This window comes from Saccharopolyspora soli, assembly GCF_022678645.1.
In the GTDB taxonomy this organism is placed as follows: Bacteria; Actinomycetota; Actinomycetes; order Mycobacteriales; family Pseudonocardiaceae; genus Saccharopolyspora; species Saccharopolyspora soli.
This window is the reverse complement of record NZ_JALBWV010000038.1, coordinates 14,846-29,100: the sequence shown is the minus strand read 5'-3', so window position 1 is coordinate 29,100 and position 14,255 is coordinate 14,846. Positions and strand designations below refer to the sequence as shown.

Sequence of the window (14,255 nt, the reverse complement as noted above, 5' to 3'; positions counted from 1 at the left end):
GGGTCACCGCCTTTCCGATGGCAGCACGTACGAGTCCGGCAAGCCGAGGGCAGCTGCGGTGCGGGCGTGATCGGACAGGTCCCCGATCACCCGCCGTTGCGGCAGCGGTGCGAGCCTGACCACCGTGGGAGTGGCCAGGATTCGTTCCTCCGCCGCCACGTCCGGGCGTTCGGCTGCGTCGATGACCTCGAGTTCGTAGCGGCCGGGGACCTTGGATTCACACAGCAACCGCAGGTTCGCCACCGCGGCCTCGGACCGCTCCGTCTGCCCCGCCACGTACAACCTGAACGAATACGTAGTCACCCCAGCAAGCGCCCCCACTCCACACCGAACCCCAAGCGACCCTGGATCACCGCGCCAACACCCGGCGGCGCCCGCGTGAACCGAACGGGAACGGACCCGCCAGCCCTGCCACGTTCGTTCGATCCATTGCCGTCAGCACCACCACGCAGCACACGCCTCGACCGCCCCGTTTCGCAAACTGCGGCGTCGTAACCTGAGCCGGTTCGACCGGTCGTGCAGCCCTTTCGCGCCCTTGTGCCGGGCTGCCCCCCGTTTGTAACCCGGGACTGCCCACCTTGCCCGTCCGCGGTGCGACCCCGAATGCGGCTTTCCGGTCTTCGGCCAAAGTCCTCGAAATCCTGACCACACATCCGGCGCTGACCAGCGAGGCCGACTTCGTTGGCCAGCGGCCGGCGGCGGAACTCAGCACCGCCCTGCCCGCACAGTTGCAGGACACGGCCGAGCACACCGTGGGCGCCGCCTTCGCCACCGGATTCGACCACGGCTTCCTCGTCACGGGCATCTCCGCGCTCGTCACCGGCGTCCTCGTGCTGGCTCTCGTCCGCAGCGGCTTGTGGTTTCAGCAGCTCAGACGGCTTCCTTCATTGACTTCTGCCCTGCACGGGTGTGTACTGAGGATGCGGTGAATCGATTGAGAGGGTCGGTGAACCGAAGGGGCGATGACGCGACAGCCCCGCAGGAACGCATGGTCCAACTCAAGGACGTTCGTAGTCCTGAGCCCTGTCGGAAGTTCTGCAGGAGGCGGAGTTCAGAAGTGCGAAAGACGCTCGTCAAACTCGAGTTAGCGTTCCGGTAAAGGGCCTCCGCAGCTGCGGAGGCCCTTTGCTGTTGTGCTGCGATCCATTGTGGATCACGCTTTGAAGAAACGACTCACCGACGCCAAGATCCGACTGCATCGACTCCAGGCCGCGTCATGGGAATACGTGGCTGGCCGCTGCTCGTCCGGATCTCAGACGCTGCGGGAGTTGGTCAATGAGGGCCAAAGCCAACGAACGCGCCTTCCACGCGCGAGTGCGCGCCGTGCGGCGCGGCTCATAATCGAATCACTATCGGTGGATGCCGCTGACTCCCTGTGGCCGGTCGGCGCACGCCGCCACCCCCCAGATGGGCACGTTCGGTGGCTGCGGGACGTCTCCGACCACGACACGGTCATTTCTCAAGGGGGCGTTATGCAGAAGCAACCTGACGCCGGGGCCGGGGGTCATCACCAGGGGATCGCGCGGTTGCAGTCGGAGACCGAGGCTCGGCTGGGTCTGCTGGCTGCGGGCATGCGGGAGTACGCGATCGTCGTTCTCGATGCGGCAGGTCGCGTGGCCAGCTGGGATGACGGGGCCGAACATGTCCTGGGTTATCGGGGTGAGGAGATCATCGGTTCACATGTCTCGGTGCTCGTCCCGGCGGAGCAGGCCGCTGCCGACCACGTGGAGTGGCAGCTGGCTCGGGCCGCCGAGGCCGGTCGCCTCGTGGACGAGGGCTGGTATCGGCGGCGGGACGGCACCCACTTCTGGGCGCATACGGTGCTCATGACGCGTCGATCGGCGGATGGCAGCGTGTGCGGTTTTCTCCAGGTCCTGCGCGATGAGACCGAAGCCGGTGTCCGCCAGCAGCGGTCGAGTCGGCGGTTCAGTGACTTGTTCGACCTCACCCCTGCCGGGATCGCGCTGTTCGACGAAGCCGGGCATGTGCTGGATGCCAACGAGGCGCTGTGCGGTCTGCTGGGCTATCGGATGCATGAAGTGCGCGCCATGCCTGCTCTGGGGTTGCTGCACCCGAACGACCGGGACATCAACCTCGTCGGCGACGCGGCAGCGTCACGTGCGGGGCTGAACCAGCCGCAGGTGCAGCAGCGGGTACTGCTGAGCTCGGATGGCCGCTCCGTGACCTGCGAGGTGCGCACCACGTCCTCCGTGGCCGACGACGGAAGCCGGTTCTGGCTCGTGGTCTTCCAGGACATCACTGAGCGGCAACGGCACGCCGAGACGCTGCGGTTTCAGGCCACCCACGACGAGCTGACCGGGCTGCTCAACCGCACCGGCCTCAACGAGGTGCTCGACACCGAGCTGCACGGCGGGGCCGAGCGGGTCGCCGTGCTCTTCTGCGACCTGGACAACTTCAAACGCGTGAACGACGCGCTTGGCCACGAGGCCGGCGACGAACTACTCACCGCCGTGGCACGGCGCCTGACGAACGCGCTGCCGCCCGGGTGCACCCCAGCTCGGCTCTCCGGCGACGAATACGTGATCATTTGTTCGGACGTCGAGACCGTCGGTGGCCTGGAGTCCTTCACCACGTGGGTGGCTGAGTTGCTGCGCACGACCGTGCCGCTACGCGGCCAACTGGTCACCGTGTCGGCTTCGATCGGAGCCTCGATGCTCGATCAGGACACCGCAGGAACGAACCTCCTGCGCTACGCCGATACGGCGATGTTCCAGGCCAAGAGCCGAGGACCCGGGCGCATCTCGCTGGCCGACCCCGCTTTGATCGGCACCCGGGAAGGGCAGCTTGGTCTGGAAGAGCAGCTGCGCGATGCCATTGAAAGCGACTCCTTGAGCCTGCATTATCAGCCGATTCTGGACCGCGCCGGTTCCGTGGCCATGGCCGAGGCATTGGTGCGCTGGTCGCACCCGGAGCGCGGGCTGCTCGGCCCCGCGGTCATCCTGCCCGTGGCCGAGCAAGGAGACCTCCTACGCGCGCTGGATCGGTGGGTCCTGCACGCCGCCCTGAGAGAGGCCACCAGCTGGCCCGCCCCGAACGGGCGCCCGGTATCCGTCGCCGTCAACCTGTCCGATCTGCTGCCGCACGATCCGGAATTCGTCGACGAGATCACCGCAGCCATCACCGAGGCCGGGATCCACAGTGATCGCGTGGTCCTGGAAATGGTCGAAACATCCCTGGTCGATCTGCCCGCACGCCCCCGGGAGGCCATGATCGAACTGGCCGAACGGGGGGTGCGCTTCGCCCTCGACGACTTCGGCACCGGCTATTCCTCGCTGGCCCGCCTCAAAGACCTGCCCACCCAGATCATCAAACTGGACCGCCAGTTCGTCACCGGCGTGGAGACCGACCCCGCCGACGTCGCCATCGCCCAAGCCATGATCGTCATGGGCCACGCCATGGGCCGCAGCTGCGTGGCCGAAGGCGTCGAAACCACCGGCCAGTTCCACGCCCTCGACAACCTCGGCATCGACCTCTTCCAAGGCTGGCTGTTCTCACACCCCCTTTCCGCCCCAGAACTGCGCACCTTCCTCAGCTCGCAGCAGCCATAGCAAGCAACACGCGACTACCGGGACCTACCTTGCGGCGCCACCAACTCCGGTGTCACCGCCGAGGCGTCTATCCAATACCGCGGCGTCCAGGGCATGCGCACGACCTGTTCGCCGTCTTCGCGCAGATCAGCGGAAGCCCGGTTGCCGTGCCGAGACAGCGTGTCGTGCAGCGCCTTGTGCTCGTTGTTGACGCGGTGCTGCGCCCGTTCCCAGGCGTTGTCGTCGTCGGTGACGTCGGCGAGTTCTTCGTTGACCCGGCGGGCCAGCCGAACCACGAGGTCTGGAGCCCACTTTTCGGCCGGGGCGGGGATCTCAAGCTCCGGCAAGGCGATCGTCAGCAGTCCGGTACCGGTGAACCGGCGGAACGACTCAGCCGCCGTCGCGCGTTCCTCGGCCGCCGTCTTGAGCCGTCCGCTTAACTCTTCGTGGCGCCCCTTGGCCGCCCGCGCTGCTCGATCGCGCGATCCCGGTCCAGCCCGGCTTGTTGCTGGTCGGATTCGTTGTCCCGCAAGGATTCCGCGACCTCGGCGAGTTTGTCGCTGCAACTCGGCGACCGCCGCGCCGACTGTGCTGCTGAGGGTGCGCTGGTGTTCGTCGGCCGCGGCGGCCTCGTGCTCTGCCGTGGCCGACCGGTCGGTCAGCTCGTCAACCGCGGACTCGGCGTGCGCCAAGTCGCCCGTGGACTCCCAACATGCCTGTCGGCTTCGCGGACTGCTTCTACCGCTGGCCAAGGACCTGCGATGACGACGCGGTATTCACCCAGCGCATGGTCGCCTGCTTCCAGCCTGCGCGGGAGCGTTGGATGATCAGACGCCCTGCCGTGGACGGTCAGACGAGCGTTGCCGTGGGTCACGAGCACCTCCGTGGGCTCACGATAAGTCGGGCATGCCCCGAGAACGGCGCATGCCCGACTAGCGTCGGCCCGAGCGACGCGCGACGGGCGTTGGGGAACTGATGTGGTTACTGGGTTAGTGCCAGGTGGCCGTGTCCGGGTCGATCCCGTAGGTGCGAGCGGACTCGTCGATGCTCTGCCGGAACCAGGAGGCGAGTCCGGCCCGGATGCCGTCGTAGTGGGCGGAGAAGCCCGGGTCGGACTCGAACATCCGCCCCAGGCACACCTGCATCTGTCGCGTGAGCGGGAAGAAATTGGAGAAGACTTCGCGGTGGCGCTCGACGAGCGCGTTCGCCCCGGGGCTGCCCGGGATGACGCCCCGGTCCAGGGCGTCGCCCAGATCGCGCTGCAACGTGGACATCGCGGCGGAGAGTGACTGCCACTGCTCACGGGTGCGGGAGGCGGAGCGCTCGGCGAACTGCGCCCATTGCGGAGAATCCCCCCACACGGTGCGGGCCTGCCGAGATCGAGGGGCGTCCCAGTCCGGCCCGAAGGTCTCCGACTGCGCTTCGTCGCTGAGGAGGATGCCGCGCTCGTGCGCCTCCGACATCCGTTCCAGGCGCTGGTCGAGCTGCTGCAGGTCGTGGATCCGCTCGGCGAGCTGGGAACGCTGCTCGCGCAGGGTGGCGCCGATCTCCGCGGTGGCGTCATCGAGCACCTCACGCACCGCATCCAGCCCAAGCCCGGCCTCCCGGTAGGCGACGATCCGGTGCAGGCGTTGCAGGTCCGCTTCGGTGTAGTGGCGATAGCCAGCGGTGGTGCGCACGGACGGCGACGCCAAGCCGATCTCGTCCCAGTGATGCAGCGTGCGGACGGTCACACCCACCAGTTCGGCCGCCGCGCCTACCGTGACACCGTCGTTGACGTCGCGATCAACCATGGACATCATTGTGACCCTCTTCCGCTGATCCCGGCGCGACGATCCCGACCGAGGCGAGATCACGCGCCTCCTGGCTGTCGGGATCGAACTCCTGCGCCGCGGTGAACACGACCCGCATCCTCTCGGGCGTGATTACTTCGACGTCGCGAGTACGCCACGGCGTATCGCGCGGTCCGGTCACGCTGCCCGCCACGAGTTCAGTACACGCCTCGACGAGGGGATCGATCTCGTTCAGCACGCACGCGAAGCTCACGCTCATCGCCGGCACCTCGGGCGCCTCGGCGCCCGCCGCGAGCGGAACGAGCAGGACGTCCTGAAACGCCCACCGGCGCAGGTGGACCACCTGCCCCGGAATGCTGAACAGCTCGATGAAGCCGAACCCGCGCACCCAGAAATCCGTCGACGCCGCCAGGTCGGACGTCGGAATGGTCACGAACACCGGCATCGCGTAGATGCCGCGGAATACTTCCGGTGCAACCGCCTTCCGCCCTCGCTCTGATATGGGGCCCATCTCGAATGCGTTGAAGAAGTCACTCATGCGTTACACCGTCCACCCTCACGCAACGTGAGGGTCAAGCCGAGTCCGTGAATCCGGTCTATCGCGAAGCGATGCGACCAACGTCGTGGCCGGGTACGTCTACGCGGCGATGCTGTCTGCGAGTTGATCGGCGACGCTGCGAGGCTCGCGGCCGAGCAGGTCGGTGAGCAAGGGATCAACTTCGGCGAAGCAGAAGCTGTCGATGGTGATTTGGGGGTGGAACTGGACGCCGAGCCTGTTCCCGGCGACGAATGCCTGTGATCCGCTGGCGTTGCGGGCGATCTCGGCCGCCGCGGCCGGAATGGTGAAGGTGTCGGAATGCAGCTGCATCCATCGACCGGGGCGGATCAGCTGGGGATCGTCCGACGCGACCGTGGTGAAGCCCCGCTCGGGGTGGGCCGAGGGCGCAACGGTGCCGCCGAGGGACCGGGCGAGCAGTTGAGCGCCGAAGCAGATCCCGAGGAGGGGAAGTCCTCGGCCGACCGCGGCGGTCACGAAGGCCAGCTCGTCGGCGAGCCAGGGCACGCGCTGGTCGTAGGCCGATTCATGCGAGCCCAGCACGATGAGCAGGTCGTAGCCAGCGAGATCCGGGATCGTTTCGCCAGCAATGACGCGACGTCGTGCTCGATGTCGCGGTCGGCCATCGCCGGGATCAGCGCTCCGGGGATGCGGTCGCGTCGGCCCCGCGCCGGGTCGTGGACGAGCACGAGAGCTCGTGTGGCCATTGTCGTCGCACCTTTCCGAACTCAAAGATCGAGGACGAGTTTCTTGCCGCAGGCGCGGCTGACGCACGGCATCATCGTTTTCCCCGCGGCACGTTCCACTTTTGAGAGCACGACGTCGCGGTGGTCGGGATCGCCTTCCAGGACGGTGGTTTCGCAGGTGCCGCAGTAGCCTTCCTCGCAGTCGGAGTCGGCCTCCACCCCGGCGCCTCGAATCGCTTCGAGCAGCGTGGTGTCCGGTCCGACCGCGAGAACCACGCCGGATCGCCGCAGTTCGAGTTCGAGCTCGTCGTTGTCCTCGCCTGTGCCGGTGCGTTGTTCGTTCGCCGCGAAGCGCTCGGTTTCGTAGCGGGTGCCGCTGGCTTCGCAGGTCTCGACGACGGCGTCGATCAGGCTCGCCGGGCCGCAGCAGTAGACGACCGCATCGGGTGGGAGCCGGTGGGTGGCGTCCTTGAGATCGGGCCGATCCTCGATCGTCGTGTCAACCAGCCGCACCTGCTTTCCACCGAGTGCCACGAGTTCTTCGCGGAAGGGCATCGTGTCGGCGCCGCGGCCGCAGTACAGCATTGACCAGGCCGCTGTGCGTCGGTGCAGTGCGGTGGCCATCGGCAGCAGCGGTGTGACGCCGATTCCGCCCGCGATCAGCAGATATTCCGCTGCCTCGCGGAGGGCGAAGTGGTTGCGGGGTGAGGCGACTCGGAGTTGTTCGCCGACCAGAGCTGTGCCGTGGATCTCCGCTGATCCGCCCCGCCCGGCGTCTTCGAGCCGGACCGCGATCTGGTAGCGCTTGCGGTCGCGTGGATCCCCGCACAGCGAGTACTGCCGGTTGCGTCCCGAGGGCAGCAGGACGTCGATGTGCGCGCCCGCTTCCCACACCGGTAGGTCGCTACCGTCGATGGTGTGCAGGGTCAGTCCCAAGACGCCGTCGGCTTCCCAGGTCGCGGCCGTGACCCGCAGCGTCAGGTCGTGTCGTGCCGTCGTCATGCTGGTGGTTCCCCGCCGTCGAAATCGCCCGTCAGGTGGGCGGTGCTAGTAGAGGTCGAAGTACTCACGTTGCTCCCAATCGGTGACGGTGCGTTCGAATCGGGCGATCTCGGCACGTTTGAGCGCGGTGTAGTAGGTGGTGAACCGCATGCCCATGGCCCGTGCGAGGACGGAATCGTCCTCAAGCGCGTCGACGGCCCGAGCGAGGCTGGCGGGCAGGTGCTCCGCTGGGGTGGTGTAGGGGTCGTCGGCGGATGGGCCGAGCTGTAGAGCGGCTTCGATGCCTTCCAGCCCGGCGTGCAGTTGCGAGGCCAGGTAGAGGTACGGGTTGGCGGCGGGCTCGCCGACCCGGTTTTCCACGTGCGTGGTGCCATCTTCGGCAGAGCCGACCAGGCGGATCATGGCTCCGCGGTTGTCCCGAGCCCACGCGATCCGGTCGGGTGCCATGGAGTAGGGCTGGAACCGCTTGTAGCCGTTGATCGTCGGGTTGGCGAACACGCACGCCGCGCGGGCGTGGGCGAGCTGCCCCGCGATGAACTGCGTGCCCAACACCGAGATCGGACCTTCGCCGTCGGCCGGGACGAAGACGTTGTGCCCGGCCTCTGCGCTCAGCAGGCACTGGTGCAGGTGCCATCCGCTGGACTTGCTGTCGGCGATCTGCGGCTGGCACATGAAAGTCGCGTGGTAGCCGCCGCGCCGCGCGATCTGCTTGACGGTGCTGCGCAGTATCACCGCCGCGTCGGCAGCGGTGAGTCCGACCGCGGGATCGAGGGTCACTTCGAGTTGGTTCGCGCCGTATTCGACCTCGATGCTGCGCAGCTCGATCCCCATTCCGCTGAGGTTCTCCCGGATGCGCCGCACGGCTGGCTCGACCTCGTCACCGCGTTCCTCGGAGAGCAACTGGTTGCCGCGGTTGATCGGCTCGACCTCGGTGGGATGGACGTGCCGCGCGATTCCGTCCGCGTTCGGGGCGTGGTCAGCTCGGCGGTACAGGTGGAACTCGATCTCCAGACCCGTCAAGTAGGCGAAGCCAGCCTGGTTGGCGCGGTCGAGCGCGGTGCGGAGCACCCCGCGGCTGCAGAACGGCACCTGTTCGCCGTTGCGGAACCGCAGATCGCACAACACCCACCCGGTTCCCGCTACCCACGGGATCCGGCGGAAGGTCGTGGGGTCGGGGACCATGACGACATCGGCCGCCCCCGCCATCTCCTCGATACCGACACCGCCGTCGGCGTTGAACGCCGCGAACACAGTTGTGCCCGAAGTGTCTTTCGACAGCAGCGTCGACACGACGCTGATGCCATCGCGGAAAGCCGACGGCAGCGCCGTGGCGGCGATGGTCTTTCCGTGCAACATTCCGTGTTGGTCGACGAAGGAGACGCGGACCCAACGAACGTCCCCGTCCTGGAGGCGGGCGAGGACCGCACGACCAGCTTCTTGTTGCTCTTCGCTCCACAGGTCGAATTTCTCGATGAATCCCACGACGGCCGCCTCACTTCTCGCCGCGGTCGTAGGCGTCGGGCAGTTGCGAGCGGTCGGGTTCGAATTCCGAGCCCGGCACCCCGGCCGGGCCGGTGGCGAGCGCGGCGTGCATCTCAGCTGCCCACGGGCTGGCCTTGCGCAGATCCGCGATCGACTGGGCCCAGTAGTCCTCCCAGCCGCCGGTGGGGCCGATCCCGTCCAGCGGGATGGGTCCGCGGCTTTCGACTTCCGCGGTGTCGTTGAGCAGGGTGGCCGGGCTGCCGCCCTCGGCAACGGTGTCGATGGCCTGCAACGCCATTCGCCGGTAGGTGACGATCGCGCGGTCGGAGCGGCTGAGGTGCTCCCGGCTGCGGTCGTAGATGTAGCCCTGCCCCTCGACGGCCATCTGGTCGTGGACGTTGATGTCGGAGCCCAGCCCGGTGTAGGTCTGGGTGCGCTGTTCCTCGGGATCGAACTGGTAGTTGTTCGCCCGGTTCCGCACCGGTTTGTAGTCGGGCAGCGTGATGCCCGCCAGCCGTTGCGCGCGCATGGTCACCTTGTCCACCGGTTCGTCGAGGCTGGTGAACATCGCGTACCAGTAGCACGAGACGTCGTCGATCGGGACGTGCCACTGGGTGATGGCCATCGTCGCGCTCAACGGGATGGTGATTCCGTGCGGGAAGACCTGGTGGGTGATGCGCACGTGGGTGGACGAACCGTCCAGGCCCTCGCCGTCGAGCTTGCGGAGCGCGACGATGCGCTGGCCGTATTCGGTGCGGGCGTTGAGGATTTCCGGGCGGTTGTACTCCCGCAGGATCTTGGTCATCGGCAGGTTCGTGCCCAGCGAGGCGTTGCGGAACTGCTTGCCGTAGCTGTCCTCCACGTCCTCGTCTTCCTCGAAGCGGTGCAGGAAGGAGGCGTGCACGGGGTCGATACCGACTTCGAGGGCTTGCAGCCAGTTGCAGTCGAGGTAGCCCTTGAACGCGAAGGTGTATTCCTCCGGTGCCACCAAGCAGTCCAGCGCGGGCAGCTCCGGCGGCCTTCCCTTGCCGAGGAAGGCCCAGACGATGCCGTTGCACTCGCGCACCGGGTAGGAGCGGATCTTCACCTTGCTCGCCAGCGGGCTGTCGTCCGGCTCCGCCGGGGTCTGCATGCAGGATCCGTTGCCGTTGAACAGCCAGCCGTGGAAGTAGCAGCGCAGCCCGCCGTCCTCCAGCCGACCCAGGGACAGGTCCGCGCCCCGGTGGGCACATCGCTGGTCGATCAGACCGAGTGATCCATCGTCGTTGCGGAACAGCACCAGGTCCTCGCCGAGGATCCGCAACGGGACCACTGGTCGTTCGGTCGCCAGTTCCTCGGTCAAGGCCACTGGCTGCCAGTACAGCCGCATCCAGTCACCGGCCGGGGTGCCCGGTCCGGTCTCGGTGAGCTTCTTGTTGTCGTCAGTTCGCACGGGAATCTCCTTGCTGGCCTCGAAGGCGGATCGCCGCTGCGTTCGTTTAACGAACAATTGGCCGCTAAATGGACAGATTAGGTGCCCGTGTGATTGCTGGCAAGGCTGCTGAAGCCGTCACCTGATAGATTCATGGACACATGTTCGGTAGCCGAACGCGAGGGATGTAGATGGCGAAGCTCAATCCGCGCGACGAGGCCCGGCGCGCGAACCGCGACGCCGGTACCGCCAGCCCGGGTGACTATTCGGAGGCCCTGGAACGGGGACTGCTGGTGCTGGCCGCGTTCGAGCCGGGGGAGGAGCGGCTGACCCAGTCCGATCTCTCGCGCAAGCTCGGCATTCCGCGGGCGACGGTGCGCCGGGCACTGCTGACGTTGGTGCACATGGGCTACGTCATTCCCGAGAACCGGTCCTATCGACTAGCGCCGAAGGTGCTCGCCCTCGCCAGTGCCTACCTCACGACCAACCCCGTCAGCCGCGTGCTGCAACCGACCTGCGACGACCTCTGCGAGGAGTTCGGCACCTCCTGCACCGCAGCCGTTCTCGACGGCCCCGCAGCCGTGATGATCGCGCGGGCGCTGCCCCGCCAGGCGCTCGCGGTCGGCCAGGGCATCGGCTTCCGCGTGCCCGCCACTCGTTCCGCACTGGGCCGAGTGCTGATCAGCGCCCTCGACGATGACCAGTTCCAGCGGTACATGCGCGAACACGAGTCCCAGCACGACCCCGCGGCCGTGGCGGAGATCGCCGCTGAGTTGTCGAGCGTGCGAGAGCAGGGTTATGCGTACGTGGCCCACGAGGTGGAGGCGGGCTTCCACTCGATAGCGGTCCCGCTCAGACGATGGGATGACACCCAGGTCGCCGCGCTCAACATCGGATCGAGCGTCGAGCACCTCTCCCAGGCGGACATGTTCGAGCGGGTGTTGCCAGTACTGCAGGCGGTGACGAGGAAGATCCAGTCGCAGCTGGTGTGACAGCGCTCCAGCACGACCACTTCGTGCGGTGCCCTGTTGCACGCTTCCCGGCCAGGTCCAAGGATCCGTCGCTGGCACAAATGTCCACAGTGGATATGGTCGTGGTGATTGTGAAGGACAGCTTCTCATTACTGGCCGTAACATCCTGATTGTCTTTGTGGTCGGTCGGCCGCAGTATCGAAGCACGGCCTCGTGCCGCACCAGTCCCAGACATCCAGGAACGGTGGCACCACTCCATGAAGGTTCTGGCTCTCAGCTCCAGCCCTCGCAAGGACGGGAACTCCCGCATGTTGGCGCAAGCTGTTCTCGACGGCGCGGTCAGTCGTGGGCACGACGTCGAGATCGCGGATCTGGTCGACGTGGTCTCCGCGCCACTGCGGGACTGCCGCACGTGCCGCCGCGCTGACGGGACGTGCTCGATCGAGGACGGCTACGAAACCCTGCTGCGGCAGGTCCTCGCCGCGGACGCGATCGTGTTGGCCACTCCGCTCTACTGGTACGGAATCGCGGGCCAGCTGAAGATCTTCATCGACCGGCTCTTCTGCTACACCAAGGCCGACTACCCGCATTCCGCGGAGGTCAAGCGGCGCATCGCGCGGAAGCGGCTGGCCGTCGTGCTCACCTCCGAGGAGTCCTACCTCGGCTCCGCGTTGGGAGTCATGGCGCAGGTGCAGGAGATGGCGCGGTACCTGCACCACGAGTTCGTGGGAGTGGTGCGCGGTGTCGCGAACTCGCGCGGCGAGGTGACGCGCGACCCGGCCAACCCGATGGGCCAGGCGTTCAACCTCGGTGTGCGGTTGTTCGACGAGGTCGTCACGGACTACCAGTTGGACAGCGAACGAGACGGCGTCGTCTGGCCGGAATTCCCACGCGCAACGGCCAACCAGGCCTGATCGGGGCGGTCGTGTCCGAGGACATCCAGCTCAGGTTGCGGCCAGTCCGAGTACGAGCGAACCCGCGGACAGCAGGAGGAACGACGTCGGGTAGCGGATGTGCGGGTACCAACGGGCGCGCACGACGGTGATGATCGCGCCGACGAAGTACAGGACGAGTCCCGTTGAGGCGGCAATCCCGATCTGCGGCACGGCGAGACCCACCAGCAGGCCAAGCGCACCCGTCGCTTTGAGCACACCCAACGGGAACAGCCACGAATGCGGGACGCCGATTTTGGTCATGTTGCCCAGGACCCACTCAGCACGCAGGAAGTCCACAGTGGCTGCGGCAGCGTTGGCCGCGGCGGCCAGCACGGTGACGACTACATAGGCCGTGAACACAGGATCGCTCCCTTTCGCACGGGTCGGCAGAGGTTGGTTCGTCTCTGCATATGACGTGTGCCGGATGCGAAAGGTGACCGATGACGGGCGTCGATCGCGAGCACCTGCCCGCCACTGGGCGGCGCTGGTTCCCAGCCGGAACATCCCCCGGGTCCCGCGAGACCTGGGGGATGCGGATGTCAGAGCCCGATGCGGCCCATGGATCGGCGCGGGGCCGTGAGTTGCGCACTCACGACCGCGTCACGGTGTTTCAGAGACCCATTCACGGCACCGTGGTGCCGCTGTTGCCGTCGACGCCGCTGTTGCCGTCCGAGCTGTCCGTGTCGGAGCCTGAATGGTGGCGGTGGTGGTTGTTGCCGTGGGAGCCGTTGTTGTTCCCGCCATCGTCGTGGCCCGGGTGACCTTTGTCCGTCAGCACCATCGCCGAAGCCGGTACCGAGTTAGCGGTGGCCGAAGCAACGCCCCCGATTCCCAGTGCCAGTGGAGCGGCCAGCACCAACGCGATCACGGCTCGTACACTTGTGCGCATGGAGAATTCCCCTGTCTGGAGAGTGGAGATGAGTTACCGGAACGAGCTCTGATCCTCGTTTGAGGCGGGGAATTTGGGCTCGTACGATATCCACCAGGCTCAACGTCCGGGGCGGTGCGGGGTATTCCTGAATTTTCCTCCCGGCGGAGGTTTTTCGCCGCTGCTCCATGATTTTTCGCCGAACCGGGTACAAAGTCCGAAGATATCGAGGACTAAATCCCCGGAAATGGATCGAGCTCCCCGGAAAAAGGACTTGATCACGCGTTCGCATGTGGGGGCTGTCACTTTGTCGGACCGTGACCAACCACTTCGCGACCGTGCAAGATGAAGCAGGATTCGGTTTTGTGATGGGTGTTTCGCGTGGAGTCAGCAACGCTCGATTCTTTCGAGCCGGGCCGCGATGACGTCCAGTCATATCGCTGTTTCCGGACTGGTCAGCACCATAGGCCCACTACGCGTGCGAAGGGTGACCCGTGAACGCATGTCTGGCTCGGCGCGCTGATCACCTCCAGCATCCGATGCTGGCCAACGGTCCCAGCTCGTGCGGGCCATCCCCCGCGGGGCACGGGGGATGCGGCCCGGCAATTCGTGTGATCACTCCTGTTCCCGATGATCCAGCGAGTCCATTCGCCCCTAGCGGGTGCCAGCTTCGCCGTCGGAACCGCTGCTGCCGCTTGAACTGTCGGTCTTGGAGCCTGAATCGGTCCCGTCCTTGTTGCCGCCTGGCCCACCCTTTTCTGCCAGCACCATCGTCGAAGCTTCTGCCGAGTTCGTGGCAGACGCAACCACATCCCCGATTCCCAGTGCCAGTGGTGCGGTCAGTGCCAACGCGACGATTGCTCGTGTATTTGTGCGCATTGAACTGTTCCCCCGTCTTGCGAGTGGAGATCGGCTATCGCGAACGAGCCCTGAGTCTCGTCCGAGACGGGTAATTCAGGTCCGCGCGATATCCACCCGGCTCAACACCCCAGGGGGCGCCGGG

At 66.5% G+C, this 14,255-nt stretch carries 14 protein-coding genes; 4 read left to right on the top strand and 10 right to left on the bottom strand.

Annotated features, from left to right (window positions below; genetic code table 11):
• Nucleotides 1-3: 3 nt before the first annotated feature.
• Entirely contained in the window at nt 4-276 is a 273-nt protein-coding gene (locus MOQ72_RS26125; RefSeq protein ID WP_242188307.1) for a circadian clock KaiB family protein, read from the bottom strand.
• A gap of 302 nt (nt 277-578) precedes the next feature.
• Here MOQ72_RS26125 and MOQ72_RS26120 point away from each other — a divergent pair, with 302 nt between their 5' ends.
• Both MOQ72_RS26120 and MOQ72_RS26115 read left to right on the top strand, forming a co-directional pair.
• A complete protein-coding gene (locus tag MOQ72_RS26120) occupies nt 579-929 on the top strand; it encodes a hypothetical protein (protein ID WP_242188306.1) in 351 nt (116 codons plus the stop codon).
• 543 nt (nt 930-1,472) lie between these two features.
• Complete coding sequence (locus tag MOQ72_RS26115; protein ID WP_242188305.1) at nt 1,473-3,569, top strand: putative bifunctional diguanylate cyclase/phosphodiesterase; 2,097 nt, start codon at nt 1,473-1,475, stop codon at nt 3,567-3,569.
• A gap of 14 nt (nt 3,570-3,583) precedes the next feature.
• Here the strand turns inward: MOQ72_RS26115 and MOQ72_RS26110 are convergent, their stop codons facing one another.
• From MOQ72_RS26110 to MOQ72_RS26080, 7 genes are all read right to left on the bottom strand, one after another.
• Nucleotides 3,584-4,240, bottom strand: a complete 657-nt coding sequence (locus MOQ72_RS26110; protein ID WP_242188304.1) for a hypothetical protein — start codon at nt 4,238-4,240, stop codon at nt 3,584-3,586.
• Nucleotides 4,241-4,537: 297 nt separating this feature from the next.
• Nucleotides 4,538-5,341: a MerR family transcriptional regulator gene (locus tag MOQ72_RS26105; protein ID WP_242188303.1), complete on the bottom strand. Its 804-nt coding sequence runs from the start codon at nt 5,339-5,341 to the stop codon at nt 4,538-4,540.
• A complete protein-coding gene (locus tag MOQ72_RS26100; protein ID WP_242188302.1) occupies nt 5,334-5,879 on the bottom strand; it encodes a VOC family protein in 546 nt (181 codons plus the stop codon). The genes MOQ72_RS26105 and MOQ72_RS26100 overlap by 8 nt, the downstream gene beginning before the upstream one ends.
• Before the next feature lie 99 nt (nt 5,880-5,978).
• On the bottom strand, nt 5,979-6,671 hold the full coding sequence (locus MOQ72_RS26095) for a type 1 glutamine amidotransferase (protein WP_308197960.1): 693 nt from the start codon (nt 6,669-6,671) through the stop codon (nt 5,979-5,981).
• Entirely contained in the window at nt 6,626-7,585 is a 960-nt protein-coding gene (locus MOQ72_RS26090) for a PDR/VanB family oxidoreductase (protein WP_242188300.1), read from the bottom strand. Before MOQ72_RS26090 ends, MOQ72_RS26095 begins: the two co-directional genes overlap by 46 nt.
• Before the next feature lie 45 nt (nt 7,586-7,630).
• Nucleotides 7,631-9,067, bottom strand: coding sequence for a glutamine synthetase family protein (locus MOQ72_RS26085; RefSeq protein WP_242188299.1), 1,437 nt, complete (start codon nt 9,065-9,067; stop codon nt 7,631-7,633).
• A gap of 10 nt (nt 9,068-9,077) precedes the next feature.
• On the bottom strand, nt 9,078-10,499 hold the full coding sequence (locus MOQ72_RS26080; protein WP_242188298.1) for an aromatic ring-hydroxylating dioxygenase subunit alpha: 1,422 nt from the start codon (nt 10,497-10,499) through the stop codon (nt 9,078-9,080).
• Between the two features lie 170 nt (nt 10,500-10,669).
• Here MOQ72_RS26080 and MOQ72_RS26075 point away from each other — a divergent pair, with 170 nt between their 5' ends.
• Together MOQ72_RS26075 and MOQ72_RS26070 are read left to right on the top strand one after the other, a co-directional pair.
• Complete coding sequence (locus MOQ72_RS26075) at nt 10,670-11,470, top strand: IclR family transcriptional regulator domain-containing protein (protein ID WP_242188297.1); 801 nt, start codon at nt 10,670-10,672, stop codon at nt 11,468-11,470.
• 236 nt (nt 11,471-11,706) lie between these two features.
• Nucleotides 11,707-12,363 (top strand): flavodoxin family protein, encoded by a 657-nt coding sequence (locus MOQ72_RS26070; RefSeq protein WP_242188296.1) that lies wholly within the window; start codon nt 11,707-11,709, stop codon nt 12,361-12,363.
• 30 nt (nt 12,364-12,393) lie between these two features.
• Here the strand turns inward: MOQ72_RS26070 and MOQ72_RS26065 are convergent, their stop codons facing one another.
• Both MOQ72_RS26065 and MOQ72_RS26060 read right to left on the bottom strand, forming a co-directional pair.
• Nucleotides 12,394-12,744, bottom strand: coding sequence for a DoxX family protein (locus MOQ72_RS26065; RefSeq protein WP_242188295.1), 351 nt, complete (start codon nt 12,742-12,744; stop codon nt 12,394-12,396).
• 262 nt (nt 12,745-13,006) lie between these two features.
• Nucleotides 13,007-13,273, bottom strand: coding sequence for a hypothetical protein (locus MOQ72_RS26060; RefSeq protein ID WP_242188294.1), 267 nt, complete (start codon nt 13,271-13,273; stop codon nt 13,007-13,009).
• Between the last annotated feature and the right edge of the window lie 982 nt (nt 13,274-14,255).

Bases quoted from the DNA above. Each gene is read 5' to 3' on its own strand.
- MOQ72_RS26115 (WP_242188305.1), top strand. From the start codon at position 1,473: ATGCAGAAGCAACCTGACGCCGGGGCCGGGGGTCATCACCAGGGGATC.
- MOQ72_RS26105 (WP_242188303.1), bottom strand. From the start codon at position 5,341: ATGGTTGATCGCGACGTCAACGACGGTGTCACGGTAGGCGCGGCGGCC.
- MOQ72_RS26100 (WP_242188302.1), bottom strand. From the start codon at position 5,879: ATGAGTGACTTCTTCAACGCATTCGAGATGGGCCCCATATCAGAGCGA.
- MOQ72_RS26090 (WP_242188300.1), bottom strand. From the start codon at position 7,585: ATGACGACGGCACGACACGACCTGACGCTGCGGGTCACGGCCGCGACC.
- MOQ72_RS26075 (WP_242188297.1), top strand. From the start codon at position 10,670: ATGGCGAAGCTCAATCCGCGCGACGAGGCCCGGCGCGCGAACCGCGAC.
- MOQ72_RS26070 (WP_242188296.1), top strand. From the start codon at position 11,707: ATGAAGGTTCTGGCTCTCAGCTCCAGCCCTCGCAAGGACGGGAACTCC.
- MOQ72_RS26060 (WP_242188294.1), bottom strand. From the start codon at position 13,273: ATGCGCACAAGTGTACGAGCCGTGATCGCGTTGGTGCTGGCCGCTCCA.